This is a genomic window from Mahella sp. (assembly GCF_020054945.1).
In the GTDB taxonomy this organism is placed as follows: domain Bacteria; phylum Bacillota; class Clostridia; order Mahellales; family Mahellaceae; genus Mahella.
On the sequence record NZ_JAIHAU010000008.1, the window covers coordinates 35,110 to 50,402 of the forward strand.

The 15,293-nt window shown below is 41.7% G+C and carries 17 protein-coding genes; all 17 read right to left on the reverse strand.

The window, feature by feature from the left end; all coding sequences use genetic code 11:
• Positions 1 to 13 precede the first annotated feature (13 nt).
• Positions 14 to 1,072: a flavodoxin-dependent (E)-4-hydroxy-3-methylbut-2-enyl-diphosphate synthase gene (ispG, locus tag JG770_RS03045; RefSeq protein WP_291955033.1), complete on the reverse strand. Its 1,059-nt coding sequence runs from the start codon at positions 1,070 to 1,072 to the stop codon at positions 14 to 16.
• Positions 1,073 to 1,076: 4 nt separating this feature from the next.
• On the reverse strand, positions 1,077 to 2,090 hold the full coding sequence (gene rseP / locus JG770_RS03050; RefSeq protein WP_291955036.1) for an RIP metalloprotease RseP: 1,014 nt from the start codon (positions 2,088 to 2,090) through the stop codon (positions 1,077 to 1,079).
• Between the two features lie 6 nt (positions 2,091 to 2,096).
• Complete coding sequence (locus tag JG770_RS03055) at positions 2,097 to 3,257, reverse strand: 1-deoxy-D-xylulose-5-phosphate reductoisomerase (protein ID WP_291955039.1); 1,161 nt, start codon at positions 3,255 to 3,257, stop codon at positions 2,097 to 2,099.
• Between the two features lie 3 nt (positions 3,258 to 3,260).
• Positions 3,261 to 4,319, reverse strand: coding sequence for a sporulation integral membrane protein YtvI (ytvI, locus tag JG770_RS03060; protein ID WP_291955042.1), 1,059 nt, complete (start codon positions 4,317 to 4,319; stop codon positions 3,261 to 3,263).
• A 1-nt stretch (position 4,320) separates the two neighbouring features.
• The gene (locus tag JG770_RS03065) at positions 4,321 to 5,127 is read right to left on the reverse strand and encodes a CDP-archaeol synthase (protein WP_291955045.1); all 807 of its coding nucleotides are present in this window, start codon (positions 5,125 to 5,127) and stop codon (positions 4,321 to 4,323) included.
• A 16-nt stretch (positions 5,128 to 5,143) separates the two neighbouring features.
• Positions 5,144 to 5,884, reverse strand: a complete 741-nt coding sequence (locus tag JG770_RS03070; protein ID WP_363320895.1) for an isoprenyl transferase — start codon at positions 5,882 to 5,884, stop codon at positions 5,144 to 5,146.
• Between the two features lie 25 nt (positions 5,885 to 5,909).
• Positions 5,910 to 6,446, reverse strand: coding sequence for a ribosome recycling factor (gene frr / locus JG770_RS03075; protein WP_291955084.1), 537 nt, complete (start codon positions 6,444 to 6,446; stop codon positions 5,910 to 5,912).
• A 42-nt stretch (positions 6,447 to 6,488) separates the two neighbouring features.
• A complete protein-coding gene (gene pyrH / locus JG770_RS03080; protein WP_291955048.1) occupies positions 6,489 to 7,196 on the reverse strand; it encodes a UMP kinase in 708 nt (235 codons plus the stop codon).
• Between the two features lie 102 nt (positions 7,197 to 7,298).
• Complete coding sequence (gene tsf / locus JG770_RS03085; RefSeq protein ID WP_291955051.1) at positions 7,299 to 7,922, reverse strand: translation elongation factor Ts; 624 nt, start codon at positions 7,920 to 7,922, stop codon at positions 7,299 to 7,301.
• Positions 7,923 to 7,940: 18 nt separating this feature from the next.
• Complete coding sequence (gene rpsB / locus JG770_RS03090; protein ID WP_291955054.1) at positions 7,941 to 8,753, reverse strand: 30S ribosomal protein S2; 813 nt, start codon at positions 8,751 to 8,753, stop codon at positions 7,941 to 7,943.
• A 199-nt stretch (positions 8,754 to 8,952) separates the two neighbouring features.
• Entirely contained in the window at positions 8,953 to 9,105 is a 153-nt protein-coding gene (locus JG770_RS03095) for a hypothetical protein (protein WP_291955057.1), read from the reverse strand.
• Positions 9,106 to 9,253: 148 nt separating this feature from the next.
• Positions 9,254 to 9,634 carry a phage holin family protein gene (locus tag JG770_RS03100; RefSeq protein ID WP_291955060.1) on the reverse strand — a complete coding sequence of 127 codons (381 nt, stop codon included), beginning with the start codon at positions 9,632 to 9,634 and terminating at the stop codon, positions 9,254 to 9,256.
• 272 nt (positions 9,635 to 9,906) lie between these two features.
• Complete coding sequence (locus tag JG770_RS03105) at positions 9,907 to 10,542, reverse strand: ABC transporter ATP-binding protein (RefSeq protein ID WP_291955063.1); 636 nt, start codon at positions 10,540 to 10,542, stop codon at positions 9,907 to 9,909.
• A gap of 37 nt (positions 10,543 to 10,579) precedes the next feature.
• Positions 10,580 to 11,455 carry a hypothetical protein gene (locus JG770_RS03110; RefSeq protein WP_291955066.1) on the reverse strand — a complete coding sequence of 292 codons (876 nt, stop codon included), beginning with the start codon at positions 11,453 to 11,455 and terminating at the stop codon, positions 10,580 to 10,582.
• Positions 11,452 to 12,222: a hypothetical protein gene (locus JG770_RS03115; RefSeq protein ID WP_291955068.1), complete on the reverse strand. Its 771-nt coding sequence runs from the start codon at positions 12,220 to 12,222 to the stop codon at positions 11,452 to 11,454. The genes JG770_RS03110 and JG770_RS03115 overlap by 4 nt, the downstream gene beginning before the upstream one ends.
• 2 nt (positions 12,223 to 12,224) lie before the next feature.
• Positions 12,225 to 13,394: a hypothetical protein gene (locus JG770_RS03120; RefSeq protein WP_291955071.1), complete on the reverse strand. Its 1,170-nt coding sequence runs from the start codon at positions 13,392 to 13,394 to the stop codon at positions 12,225 to 12,227.
• Between the two features lie 755 nt (positions 13,395 to 14,149).
• Positions 14,150 to 14,617, reverse strand: coding sequence for a hypothetical protein (locus JG770_RS03125; RefSeq protein ID WP_291955074.1), 468 nt, complete (start codon positions 14,615 to 14,617; stop codon positions 14,150 to 14,152).
• Between the last annotated feature and the right edge of the window lie 676 nt (positions 14,618 to 15,293).

The window sequence follows — 15,293 nt, forward strand, 5'->3', positions numbered from 1 at the left end:
CGTCCTCTCCAAGTTAAAGCAAATCTTTTATAGCCTCCATAAGAGCGTCCACCAGTTTATCCTGCGGTACTTTTTCAACTATATTGCCGTTCTTAAATAGCAGGCCCTCGCCTTTACCACCGGCTATGCCCACGTCGGCTGCAGATGCCTCACCCGGGCCATTCACGGCACACCCCATAACGGCTATCTTCAACGGTTTCTTTATATGCTGGGTGCGCCGTTCGACTTCATTGGCTATCTCGATGAGGTCTATATTGCATCGGGCACATGTGGGGCATGATATTATCTCGACACCTTCTTTGCGGAAGCCCAAAGCCTTGAGCATAGCTATACCGACACGCACCTCTTCCACAGGGTCGCCGGTCAACGACACGCGCAGCGTATCGCCTATACCCTCAGCCAGCAGCGTGCCTATTCCCACGCACGACTTTATGGTACCCGACCATACGGTGCCGGCCTCGGTAACGCCGACATGCAAGGGATAGTCCACCTGCCGGCTTATCAGACGATATGCTTCTATAGTGTCCATTACATCGGAAGATTTTATGGATATAACCATGTCATAAAAGCCCATATCCTCGAGCAATTTGACATTATTTAAAGCGCTTTCGACCAGCGCCTCCGGCGTGCGCCCTTGGTACTTTGCCAATATATGCTTCTCCAAAGAGCCGGAATTAACGCCTATACGTATGGGCACATTGTGCTCTTTAGCAGCGTCCACCACCGCTTTTACCCTTTCAATGCCTCCTATATTACCCGGATTTATGCGCAATTTATCGGCACCGTTGTCTATAGCCGCTATGGCAAGGCGATAATCAAAATGTATATCGGCCACCAATGGTATGTGTATGCGCTGCTTAATGGCCTTCAAAGCGCGGGCTGACGGCATGTCAGGCACCGATACGCGGATTATATCGCATCCGGCCTTCTCCAGCATCAGTATCTGGCGTACGGTAGCATCGACATCCGATGTGTCTGTATTGGTCATCGACTGGACCGCTATCGGATAATCTGTACCTATATACCTATCGCCTATCCTTATCGGCTTTGTCTTGTTTCGTTTCAAATACATCCCTCTATCTCATTATATCGTGGAAGGTAACTGCTATCATAAACAGCATCAAAATGACAAGACCCGCAAAGTGTATCATACCTTCCTTTTCTCTGTCTATAGGCTTGCCGCGTATGCCCTCTATAGCAAGGAAAACTATGCGGCTGCCATCCAAAGCCGGAAACGGGACCAGATTTATCAGGCCAACATTCAGGCTTATAATAGCCACCAACCATAAGAGATCCACGACGCCTTGGCTCGCGGCCTGACCGACTATTTCCACAATACCGTACGGCCCCATAACCTGATCGAAACCGTGGCCTATTAATAGCTGGCCTATACCTACTATCATCATCTTGGTCATATCATAAACCTGCACAAAGCTGTAACCTACAGCCCTGAAAAACGATACCTTTTGCATTTGGCCCTTAAAGGTTATGCCTATCTGAGCTGTTTGCGTTTCAGCATTGTACTCCGGAGTCACTTCAATCTCCAAGCGCTTGCCATCGCGTTCTATAACGGCATCCAAAGCCTTACCGGGATTAGCTGACACTATAGCTCTGGCGTCATCGGCGCTTTCCACTGCCTTACCTTCTATGGATATAAATCGATCCCCGGGCTGTAAACCGGCTTGCTGAGCCGGCGTGTCAGGTACTACCGTATCCACCACCGGCAAATAAACCGCTATACCCACCATAAAAGTAATGACAATAAGAAGCAGTATGGTCAATACAAAATTCATGGCAGGACCTGCTGCAATAACAGCTATACGCTTTAACACAGACTGATTATTAAAAGCGCGCTCGTCGTCCGACTGTTCATCCTCTCCCAGCATCCTTACAAACCCGCCTATAGGCAAAACCCGTATGGCATAATCGGTCTCTCCCCTGTGAAACTTATATAAAGCAGGCCCCATGCCTATGGCGAATTCCTCCACCTTTATACCCACGGCTTTGGCCACTATAAAATGGCCGAATTCATGAAATATAATAAGTACGCCAAAGGCTATTATGGCAATTATTATGGTGGTAGGTGTCAATATACATCATCCTTTTGCTAAATTATTTACAAACCTTCTGGTTTGCTCATCAACGCTATATATCTCATCCAAAGATGGATTGGGCAACGGTACATGGGCTTGCATAGCCTTCTCTATTATATCGGCTATATCAGTAAAGCCTATACACCCCTTAAGGAATAGCTCTACGGCCATTTCATCGGCGGCATTGAGCACCGTCGGCATGCTGCCGCCTGTGTTCAATGCATTTTTAGCCAATTTAAGGCATTTGAACGCATCTATATCCGGATATTCGAAAGTCAGTTTACCTATGGCGCTCAAGTCAAGATCCTCTACCCCGGTGGGCAATCGCTCCGGATACGAGAAAGCATATCCTATGGCCAGGCGCATATCCGGTACACCCATTTGAGCTATTATGCTATTATCCACAAATTCAACCATCGAATGCACTATGCTTTGAGGGTGCACCAATACATCGATTTGATGGGGCTGCACACCGAACAACCACCGGGCTTCTATTATTTCAAAACCTTTATTCATCATGGTAGCCGAATCGATCGTTATCCTCTTACCCATATTCCAGTTGGGATGCTTTAGAGCCTGTTGTGGCGTAACCTGTTTTAAATCCTGTGCAGGCCAACCCTTGAATGGCCCGCCTGAAGCCGTAAGCAGTATCTTCTTAATTTCGCGATCCGGATTATATGACGCTTTAAGGCACTGGAATATGGCCGAATGTTCGCTGTCTACCGGTATAATGCAGCCGCTGCCGCGTTTCAGCTCCGATTCAATGAGATGCCCTCCGGTCACCATAGCCTCTTTTGTCGCCAATGCTACGATTTTATTGTTTTTTATAGCGGCTAATGTCGGCTCCAATCCGGCAATGCCCACTACTGACACAAGTACTATATCAGCGTCATCGAGCACAGCCAAACTGTTCACACCCTCCCGACCTGCGCGTATATCCTTGTCGGGCATACGCTGCCTCAATAAAGATGCCTTTTGCGCATCCGACACCGCTATGCAAAGCGGGTCAAACTCCTTTATTTGCAGCTCGAGAAGGTCTATATTGCCATAAGCGCTTAAGCCTGCAACCTCATAGCGGTCGCTGTGCATTCTTATGATTTCTAATGCCTGCCGGCCTATAGAACCTGTAGAGCCCAGTATTACAATACGTTTCTTTTTTGGCATATATCATGCTTCTCCGAAGGAAAATAGGTCATTTCTTATAGCCTGAATTATTATAAGGGCTATAAGCGGCCCTACTATAACGCCTATAATGCCGAATATCTGCATGCCGACATAAAGCGCTATCAGCGATACCAACGGATGCAGGCCCACATTATCGCTTACAAGCCTTGCCTGCAATACCTGACGCGATATACTCATCACGGCATACAATATAGCCAAGCCTATACCCAGCCATATATCGCCTGCAAAAAAGCAGTATATTATCCAAGGTATAAACAGTATGGTAGGGCCTACTATAGGTAGTATATCGAGCAGGCCACTGATTATTCCCAGTATCACGGCATAGTCGACACCAAGTATGAAAAAACCCGTGACGGTAATAGCGGTGCTTATGAGCACTAATAAAGCCTGCGTCCACAATAGCCGCCACGCCGAACCGAGCACATCAGACTGCATCCTATAAGCTTGCTTGCGCCATTTTTCCGGAATAGCATAAGAAAGCGTCCGGCCTATAACATGTTTATCCTTGCTTATAATATATGTGGCCAACACAGTAAAAACTACAAAAAGCGTAGTGCCAGGCACAGCATTGAACATCTGTATTATCCAGTTCATAAAGATCTGCAATACCCGCTCCAGCCACTGGTATAATTGGCTTAAGGCCTGGTTTATTACGTTCACCGTTGCCGGCGACAACCCGCCATACCATTGGCGTATATTGTCCGCAACATCAGTAAACCATATCTGTATATCCGAATAATAAGAAGGCAATACATTTATAAGATTGCTTACCTCGGAAATGATAGCGGTTATACCCAGCGACAGTATGAGAGCGATTATTACCAATACAAGCACCAGCGCTATAAGCGAGGATACCGCTCGTGGTATTTTAAATTTCTCAACCATAACATTTACCAGCGGATCCATCAACAAAGCCGCTACAAATGCCACTACAAAAGGTCCTGCGTATTCAAACGCCAGCACTAACAAGAAATAGCCGCCCACAATAGCGGCGACAAACAGCCCTATCCTAATCGCAAAAGTCTTGGTATCTTTATCCATTTTACCTCCCGAGTAATATTGCGGTATAAACATATACCAACGGCATAACATACACTATGCTGTCAAATCGGTCCAGCACCCCGCCGTGGCCAGGCATGAACTTGCCAAAATCCTTTATACCGTAATAACGCTTGACAGCCGATGCTGCGAGGTCACCTAACTGGGATATAATCCCTGATAATAATGCTATTATGATATAATTATACCATGAAACATCGGCATATACCATGTTTTGAATGAATAAACCATATACCAAGCCTAAAACAGCGCTTACAACAATGCCTCCTATAGAACCTTCAACGGTCTTTTTAGGGCTTATGCGCGGGCATAAAGGATGGCGCCCAAATAAATAACCGGCGAAATAAGCTCCACTGTCGCATCCCCACGCAAAAAGCATGCCGCCTATTATCATTATAAAGCCTATATCAGACGGTATATGATTCAAAGCTATAATGGATACGAAGCCCGCCGACGGATAGATCAGGCTAAATATCGTTGACTGCACGTCCAAAGCGCTGTACCGTTCGGAAAAAACCGGCAGCAGCATAGTCAGCATAGCAGCGAAAGCCAGCACAAAGAACAGATATTGCATATCAAAAAATACAACCGTCAATGCCAGAGCCACAAGAGAAAGTATACTTATGGCGAGCACAAGATAAGTGCCTTTTAAAGCAAACGCTTTATGCAATTCAAATATCCCCGCCGCACCCAGGATCAGCATAGCCATATCCAGCAAAAACCCACGAAAGTACAATATAACGAGCAGTGCCGCTACACCTATAGCGGCACTGATAATCCTTTGTTTCAAAATACTTACCCCCATATCATATAGCGCCGTATCTTCTATGGCGGTTCTGATAATCTATTATCGCTTTCAAGTATTCGGCATCATCGAAATCCGGCCAATATAAATCGGAAAAATACATTTCGGTATACGCTATCTGATACAACAAAAAATTGCTTACACGTCGTTCCCCGCTGGTTCTTATGAGCAAATCGGGATCGGGCATGGAAGCCGTATAAAGATAGCCGCTGAAGGTATCTTGATCTATACCGGCATCGACGGGCAGTTTGCCGGCTTTTATGTCGCTGACAACAGCATTTATGGCATCCAATATTTCGGTACGCCCACCGTAGTTCAATGCAAGATTCAGCGTTAAACCAGTATTGCCGGCAGTATAATTCATAGCCCTCACAAGCTGCTCGTATGCCACTTGCGGCAACTCTTTTATGCGCCCTATAGATGTTATCCTGACATTATTCGCGTTTAATTCTTCCACTTCTCTATTGAGGTATTCTACCAGCAATCTCATTAGGAAATTTACTTCTTCACTAGGCCGTTTCCAATTCTCAGTAGAAAAGGCATATAACGTCAAAAATTTTATGCCCAGCCTGGAGCTCATCTTAACTACGCTCCTTATAACCTCCATACCAGCCTTATGGCCCATAATCCGGGGTAATCCACGTCGCTTGGCCCATCTGCCATTGCCATCCATGATTATGGCAACATGCACAGGCAATTTATCTTTATCCACCGCCTGAAAAAGATCATCGCTCGAGGCCATGCTTATATCAGCTGCCTTCCCATAATCATACTGTCATTATATCCTTTTCTTTCTGTTCGATGATGCTGTCGATTTCATTTATTTTATTGTCGGTAAGTTTCTGTATATCGTCCTGTTGACGCTTCTCCTCATCCTCGCTTATATCGCCATCCTTTTTTTGCTTTTTTAATTGATCTATAGACTCCCTGCGTATATTCCTTACAGCTACCTTTGCTTCTTCCCCCATCTTTCTGGCTATTTTGACCAATTCTTTGCGCCTCTCTTCGGTTAATTCCGGAATTAGAAGCCTTATTACCTTACCGTCGTTGGATGGATTTATACCGAGATCGGACTTCTGGATAGCCTTCTCCATATCCTTGATAATTTTCGGATCCCATGGGGCTATCACCAACAGGCGAGGCTCCGGCGATGTTATGTTACCAAGTTGAGTTATAGGGGTAGGTACGCCATAATAATCCACCATTATATTGTCTAAAATCTGGGGATTAGCCCTGCCAGTTCTCAACGTAGAAAGCTCTTTCTTTAAAGCATCTATAACCTTATTCATTCTTTGTTCGGTCATTTTATGCAATTCACTTGCAGCCAATGTTATCCCTCCTCATCATCATTTTATTACGGTGCCTATTTGCTCTCCTTCTACCACCTTTTTAATGTTATGCGATTTATCCAATCCGAACACTATTATAGGTATCTTATTATCCATACACAGGGATATGGCGGTAGCATCCATAACACCCAGACCTCTGTCCAATACCTCTATGTAATTGAGGCTGTCGAGCTTGCATGCATCTTTGTCCTTTTTAGGATCGGCATCATATACGCCATCTACGTTTTTGGCCAGCAAAATAACCTCCGCATCGATTTCCGCCGCTCGCAAAGCCGCCGTGGTATCTGTGGAGAAGTACGGATTGCCGGTACCGCATGCAAATATGACCACGCGCCCTTTTTCAAGATGCCTCACCGCCCTGCGGCGTATATACGGCTCCGCTATCTGCCGCATTTCTATAGCTGTCTGAACCCTGGTCTGCTCGCCTTTGCGCTCCAGTATATCCTGAAGAGCCAGAGCATTTATTACAGTGGCCAGCATTCCCATATAATCTGCGGTGGTTCTGTCCATCTCTTGGTCATTTCTTCCTCGCCATATATTACCTCCTCCTACTACTATGGCTATTTCCACACCCATATTTTTTACTTCCATTATCTGATCGGCCACAATATTCAGCATGGTTTCATCTATTCCATAGCCTTTGTCACCGGCTAATGCTTCCCCGCTCAGTTTTAGCATGATACGCTTATATTTTGGAGATGGCAAATCGAACTTCCTCCTTAATTTTTATGTAACTATTTTACCTATAATCGCGCCGCTCTTAAAAAAAGGAACACATCTATTGTGTTCCTTTTTGTTTCGCATCTTTTAAAATTGACAGCTGGCTACTTTTTCTAAGCCCTCGCCCATTTCATACCGGGTAAAACGGCGTATGTTTATATTTTCGCCAAATTTGGTTATCTGTGCCGTAACAATGTCCTTTACTGCACGATCGGTATCACGTATAAACGGTTGCTCCAGTAAGCATACCTCTTTATAGAATTTGTCTATGCGGCCATCTATGATTTTATCTAAAATATTTTCGGGCTTACCCTCATTAATGGCTTGCTGCCTTAATATTTCTTTTTCCTTTTCCAGGACATCGGCCGGCACATCCTCTTTAGCTACATAACGCGGATTAGCTGCTGCTATTTGCATAGCAATATCATGTACAAAAGAACGAAATTCTGCGGTATTAGCCACAAAATCGGTTTCGCAATTAACCTCTACCAGCACGCCTATCCTGCCGCCGCCGTGAATATAAGCATCTACTATGCCCTGAGACGCCACACGACCGGCCTTTTTCGCCGCTGCTGCCAATCCTTTTTCTCTCAATATCTCAACAGCACGGTCCATATCGCCATCGGCTTCTATCAATGCACTTTTACAGTCCATCATACCGACGCCTGTCATTTCTCTTAACTCTTTTACCTGTGAAGCTGTTATAGCCATTTTATCCTCCTCATACGTTTATAGGGTTTCCGGCACATCTATCTCATTTTCTGCAATGACATCTTCTGCCGGTTGACCGGCACTATAGTCATCCGCAACATCCGGCTCGGGTGCTTCCTGGGAAGACGTCTCCTCATCACCCAATTGCTCGCCTTGCTTAGCCTCCAATACAGCATCGGCTACCAGCTGGCTTATAAGCTTTATAGCACGTATAGCATCATCATTGCCGGGTATTACATAATCCACTTCATCGGGATCGCAATTGGTATCTACGATAGCCACTATCGGTATGCCCAATATGCGAGCTTCGCTGACCGCTATATGCTCTTTACGTGGATCAACAACGTACATAGCCCCTGGAAGCGATCTCATATTTTTTATACCGTTCAGATTTTTTTCCAGTTTTTCCTTCTCCAGCCTTAGCTTTATAACCTCTTTTTTAGGGAGCATATCGAACGTGCCGTCCTGTTCCATGTTTTCCAGCTCGGTCAGACGCTGAACCCTCTGGCGGATGGTCTTAAAGTTGGTAAGCATGCCACCTAACCAGCGTTGATTTACATAATGCATTCCGCAGCGCTTGGCTTCTTCTTCTATAGCATCCTGCGCCTGCTTTTTGGTGCCGACAAACAGCACATCCTGGCCGCTCTCGGCTACCTCTTTTATAAATTTATAGGCTATGTCCAAATTCTTTACCGTTTTCTGAAGATCGATAATATATATACCGTTTCTCTCGGTAAAGATATAAGGCGCCATTTTTGGATTCCACCGGCGTGTCTGATGACCGAAGTGCACTCCGGCTTCCAAAAGCTGTTTCATTGATACTACTGACATTATATACCTCCTGAATTTAGTTATGCCTCCATCCGGTCACTTTCTGCGACAACTTTATCAAAGCACTTATCGCCGAATCGCGGATGTGCGTATTTCACGACTAGTAGTATAACATAAAGTACTCGCTCTTTGCAACTACATATTTTTCAAGACAAAACTCAACATGCGAACCTTATGTCTACACTACTCAGCAATACAGTTAAGCAATCTGCTGACTGACAGGCCTTATGCGCTCACGATACCTTTCCACAGCATGATCTGTAACGAATATGGACATTCCAAGCAAGCAATCGCCTTTCTCTGCGCGCTTTTGTTTACACTGGCGCCGCAATGACTTTGCTTTAGAATGCACCTCCGACCCTCCTCTTTTCAATTTATGTATTCATAAAATTATTATACCTTTATTTTTAACGGATGGGAATGGTTAGTTAACATCATTTTTTTATGCACTTGTATCAAAAAAAGCGCCCGAAGGCGCTTTTTTTGATACATCAAATTATTCACATTATGCGTGATGGAAGTATAAGATCCATTAAACCTATTATCAAAGCCGCTATGATGGCGGCAAACAATGTTATACTCATGCCTGGTACCAAAAATTGTGTAAGATATATAATAACTGTCGCTGTTATAAACCCTATTATCCCTCTACCAAAAGGTGAGGCATCGAGCTTGAATATCTTCTCAATCAAAAAATCCATGATGGCTATAACGACAGCGGCTATCAAAGAGGTACCCGCTCCCATATTTTTAAAGCCGGGCACCAACCACGATGTAATCATCAGTACCACCGTCGCTACCACAAACCTTATTATCAAGCCCCACCAATTAATACCTTCATCTTTAGGTTGTTCGGAATTATCGTTCATTTCGTCAGCCAACAAAAATCACCTCCGGATATAGGATATCCGTGTTGGCAATTATTATTCAAAACTTTTCAAAAAGTTAATATAGAATTTACATTAACTTAACATATAACAGTTATAAGCATGCTATACTTATAACTGTGAGAACACCACAGCCAATACTTTGATATTGGTTATGTCTACAGAAACGCCTGTGATGCATTGTCAGGGAGCCCGTGGCCTTAGAAAAATGGGTAAATGGGAAAAAAGAACACTCCTAAAAAAGACTCTTCCAAAACTGATAGTTCCTAGCGTATTCGAGTCAATTTCCCTGCATCCATTTCACAAACAGTATCGCACAGAATGTCGATATCTTCACTGTAATGTGATGACAGAATAATTGTAGTTCCTTCTTTTTTCAGCTCCTTAAAAAGATCTCTGATTTCAAGCACTCCTTGCTTGTCAAGGCCGTTCATCGGCTCATCAAGCACTAATAATTTTGGGCTTTCCATTATTGCCTGTGCTATACCCAACCTGTGCCTCATACCTAAAGAGTATTTACGAACATGTTTTTTCATTTGAGGATCAAGCCCTACCTTTATCATAGTTTCTTTAATCTTGTCATCGCTTATTTTTTTATGTATACTCGCCAGAAGTTTTAAATTCTTAAATCCGCTCAAGGAACCAACAAACCCTGGTTCTTCTATAATAATCCCTATATCTTGCGCAACAGATGGTTTTACTTTTTCACCATTTATAATAATCTCACCGGAGGAGAGGGTCATAAATCCGCATATACACTTAAACAAAACAGTTTTTCCGGATCCGTTCCGCCCAATGATGCCGTGTATGCGTTCTCTCTCGAAATTAACACTGACATGATTTAATGCTTGTGTCTCTTTAAACGCTTTACAGACGTCTCTAACTTCTACTATGTAATCCATCTTTGTCCATCTCTTTCTTATCAAATCTCTATGTCAATCATTCTACACCTTCAGCTATATTTATATCTTTTCGGGAAAATGAAATTACTGAAAGGATGCTTAGTGACAATGATGTTCCTAAAAGAAAAATAACAGCATATTGAAGTGACGGCGAATCACCCGACCCGTACCAATCAATGTATTGTAAGCTGATCCAACTGATGGGCGAAAAATAATATACCTTAAGCCCTATTGTCAAACGGCCTACATATATAGAGAAATAGGAAATAAAAACCAATATTCCCGCTGTTATAATACCGCACATTTTCCCGATAATCAGATTTAAACTGAAAATGACGATCCCTATAAACAATGTAACCAGAAAAAATAATCCCAAACTTATCAGTGTGGCTTCAATCGCTGTAAAAGATGTAACAATACTGTCGTTTATCAGAACAGTAAGTTTAATGCCCTTTTCATATGCGCTTCCGGGATTTCTTGCTAATGTCATAATAACCCTTCCCCAATCGCTTGTGAAATCAATGTAAGGTATAAAAGAGATTACTGTTATAATATAGTTAATGATCGTATAGAGAAAACTGGTAAAAAGAATGTAGAGCAATTGTCCCAGTATCCATGAATTTCTGCCCGTTCGTATCACTATAAAAGGCATGTGCCTGTCTATAAAAGGAGCATCAGAAAAGAGCAATATGGCAAAACAACCGTAAATAGGCGTTACAACAGGAGTAATAAACAAATGCGGAAAAATCCACGGGCTGACATTGGAATCTACAATCCTTGCATACTCATAAATTCCGGAAAATTGCCATAATACAAAGACAATAATGAGCGTAAAAAGTGTATATATTTTAATGTCTACGACCCATTTTTTATAGTTAACAACTGAACAAAAAAATGCATTTTTAATATTCATGATGTTTCCACCTTTTTGTTGATTTGTTTGATAGTAACAAATAATAAAATACCAAGTATACCTGCGACGGGTATCAATTTATACAAGAACGCCGCTATTGGACTTACATCCGGATAAATACTTTGAACCAGGAGATCCGCTTTTAAAAAATTCGGTATAGATGCATACGTGGTTAATCGCATAAGAACAAAGTATATCACTATCGGAGCAGATAAAACTGTAAATTTATTAGGTATAAATGAAGATACTGCTATGGCTGTGCCTGCAAATAGTGCAGCCGATAGTGAATAGTGAACAGCGATAAGTAAAATATACAGTCCTGTTTTGTTATTTCGCAATAACGATGCATATGAATCACCGGTATTAACACTAATAAATAATGGAAAAAACAAGGACATAATCAGTATAAAAACAAAAATTCCGATACCGACTGTCAAAAAACCACCGATGACTGAAACAACAAATTTACTGGCTGCATATTTTTTGACACCCGTACGTATTATCCAAAAGGTCATAACTTTATCCTCCATATCCGACGCAAAAGACATTCCATAGGGAAGTATTGGTGCAATGCACAAAATAAACATGGTAGATCCGCTGCCTGATAAAGCATGACCAAGTAAATACACAACATCTGATGTCCCGGTAATAAATCCCGAACAACTAATGAACATAACAAGCATTATAAACAACGTTGACAGCACAAAGTTGAGTGAAAGCAACGCCCTGTTCAAATCTGCTTTTAACAACGAGATAAATATTTTCATTGTTACCACCTATCAGGATATAGTTGCCCTGTTACGGCGTTGATAGCATCATATTTATAGCGATTATACATGCTGCCGTTTAATTCCGTAGCTTTAACGCTACCAAATATCCATCCGGGAACCAGTTCAACCATATTATCTTTAGGTATACTCAGATAACATAATTCTGCTGATATAATACGGGTATCCTCTTCAAGTATCATACGTGAATAATCCTCTATTAATATATTTAACGCTTCATAGACGTTAATCAAACTATTGTTTTCTATTTCATCAGTAACACTCAAAATATTGTATGCTGCTATTCGGCTTATACCTGTTTTATCATAGACCAAATTGATTTCTGTTGAAGGCATCGGATTGCCCCATACCGATCCCTTTGCACCGTCCGGCATTTGCCATCCCTTATTGACAACAGGTATATTATCAATAAGCTGACGCAAAGAGAAGATATAGCATTCATCATCTTTCGTCCAGTTTATATTTTTCTTGTCATCTTCAACGGATTCGCTGTGAAGGTATAATTTATAGTGGGATAAAATTGTTTCCAAATCGAGAGAATGGGTTTCATAAATATCAAACGGAGGAATTCCTGCTATATCGAATATTTTCTTTATGTTAACGATTGCTTTTTCAAAAGGTAAGAAATCCAGATCACTATAACTTGCATAATCGTTATTGAGGTTGTAGCCATATTTTTGTTCAATAAAACTGGGATCAGTAAATGATATGTTTGCTATAGTATCTAATTTCTCCCAATATATCCCATCATTAACTCTTATATAGGTAAATCCTCCTTTCATACTGTTTTCAGTGCCAAAACTTTTACCGCCGTCATATATAGATAGTATCTCATTTATTTTTCCATCGGATGCAATGATCTGAGGACCTTCCGCCAATATCTTTTCTTCCGTAATACTATTTTTAACAAAAGCCTTAATGAGTTCTTGCTTGTTAAAATTAATGTAATCTGCTTTGAATGTTTTAGCTTCATCAATATTTCTTATTTCATCCAGATTTATGTCTATTGATAAACGTTCAGGTAAAGTCACATACTCAAAAAAAGATTTACTGTCCATATTGCGGAAACTACTATCTTTTTCGGACGTATCACATGATAACAGTATTCCTGGTATGATTATAAGCAATAAGAGTATAACAGTTTTTCTCATTTTCTTTCCCTCGTATAGTATTTGTAGAGGCAAATCAACAAAATTTCCAGTGGTATTGCACTCTGCAAGCCTGCTTCCGAAGGCTGCAGAGCCCGTCATTCAACGTTTAATGCTTGCTGCTACGCAGCAAGCGGCCGCTCACATCCTTACTAATAATGATTCGGTAAACCGGTACTGGCCATTTCGTATACGGCCATTAGAGACTCTAAAGACCAGCTTAAATCCTTTGATAAGACTATTGAGAAACAGCTGGAAGCCAATACACTCCGGCAATCGGTACTTAAAGTACTATCTCATGGAAGCCGCTAACTTGGCGAGGATGCACGATCCCGAGTTTAAGCGCTACTATTAGCTGAAGTACAAAGAAACGCCAAAGACGCCGCACAAAAGGGGACTTGCATTGACTATCAGAAAATTAATCCGGCTGGTTTACGCCCTGCTACGTGACAACCGGCTATATATTCCGCCAAAGGAATAGATCCTGGCTTATCCACAACATGCCATATTTTACAATTGGCTGTGACAGGTCTAAGTGGGTTTGCCCTTTTGTGCTCAAAAACAGCTGTAAATATTGATTTTTTTCAAGGTTCAATTTCCAACTGGATCTTGACATTTAACCGCTGAACTCACAGATTATGTCTTAGATAATTATTGTTATCGAGAAAAAGGAGTTTAACTACTGGATTAACCGGTGGTTAAACTAAACATTAAAAAACTCGAATAAAGGGCTCTATTTCTTACATTCATAACCTATTTTAAGGTTTCCATCCACCAGCAGCATAATATTCCTGAAAATCAGAGTTTGAAGGATAGCCGGTCAATTTATAATATTGACCTAAACCGCCAAACCCAGAATTGTATGTGAAATACGTTTTAGCAGAAGTTACATTTGGGGCAAAACTACTAACCGTATCGATACTCCCTGGAGAGGGCAGTGTCAGGACATATGTAGTTGCATTTGTTGTTCCAGAGGGGTCAACATAGGGAGTAAAAGTACCATCCGCCATAGCTGATGGAGAATGTTGTACCGAACCTACAAATGGAGGTTCAAAATGAAAACTATAAGTTACTGCAAAAGCACTTACTGATCCTACCATCAATAAGCACACCACCAATAACATTACTTTTACTTTTCGCTTAAACATATTAATTAACTCCTTTCCAAAATATAACTGTTGTTTATTGTCGTTAAATGATAGTCGTTCTAAACCCTCATTAGACATCCCTCCTTGTAAGTTCTTGGAGTACTTTCGGAAACTCCGAAAGCGCCTAAAATCTATGTTAAAGGCTCGACTGTTTATGTCTTACCTCTAACATTCACCACATATATCCATTTTTGTTTCCAGTTAATTATTCCCTGCCGCCGATTTCTATATCTTGTCTGTATGCTATATTATCCCATTTATGGCGCACCTCCTATTATGTCGTATTATGCTATACTTCCTTCTGTTAGGCTCTATTACGAAAGCTGTATGGACTATGTCGGAAATCTATTGAACTCCCCAGTCAGTCTTCGAGAGCCTTTATATGCTTTATACAACCTAAATCGTTTTATATATTATATATTCGCCATTTACTTTATAATTCCTTCTTTTTTTAAAAATTTTCCTTGCACTTTACCTAATATATCCCATTTATGGATGCATTCTATCTTGACTTTTCCAAAATCGCCCTATAATCGAAATTGATGGTATTATTTACCATTACTTCGATTCCGGGAGGTTTTATTATGTTGCGTGACTGGCAGTCTCATATGGATTACCAACAGTATATTTTGTCAACTTTACCTGACTTCTTTAATGTTGAGGGAGACAGGGTGCTTAGGTTAGAAGGTTCAATCTCTAAATTATACCTTCTTAACTTGGATAGTGTGCACCCCGTCATAGAGAAACTTTATTC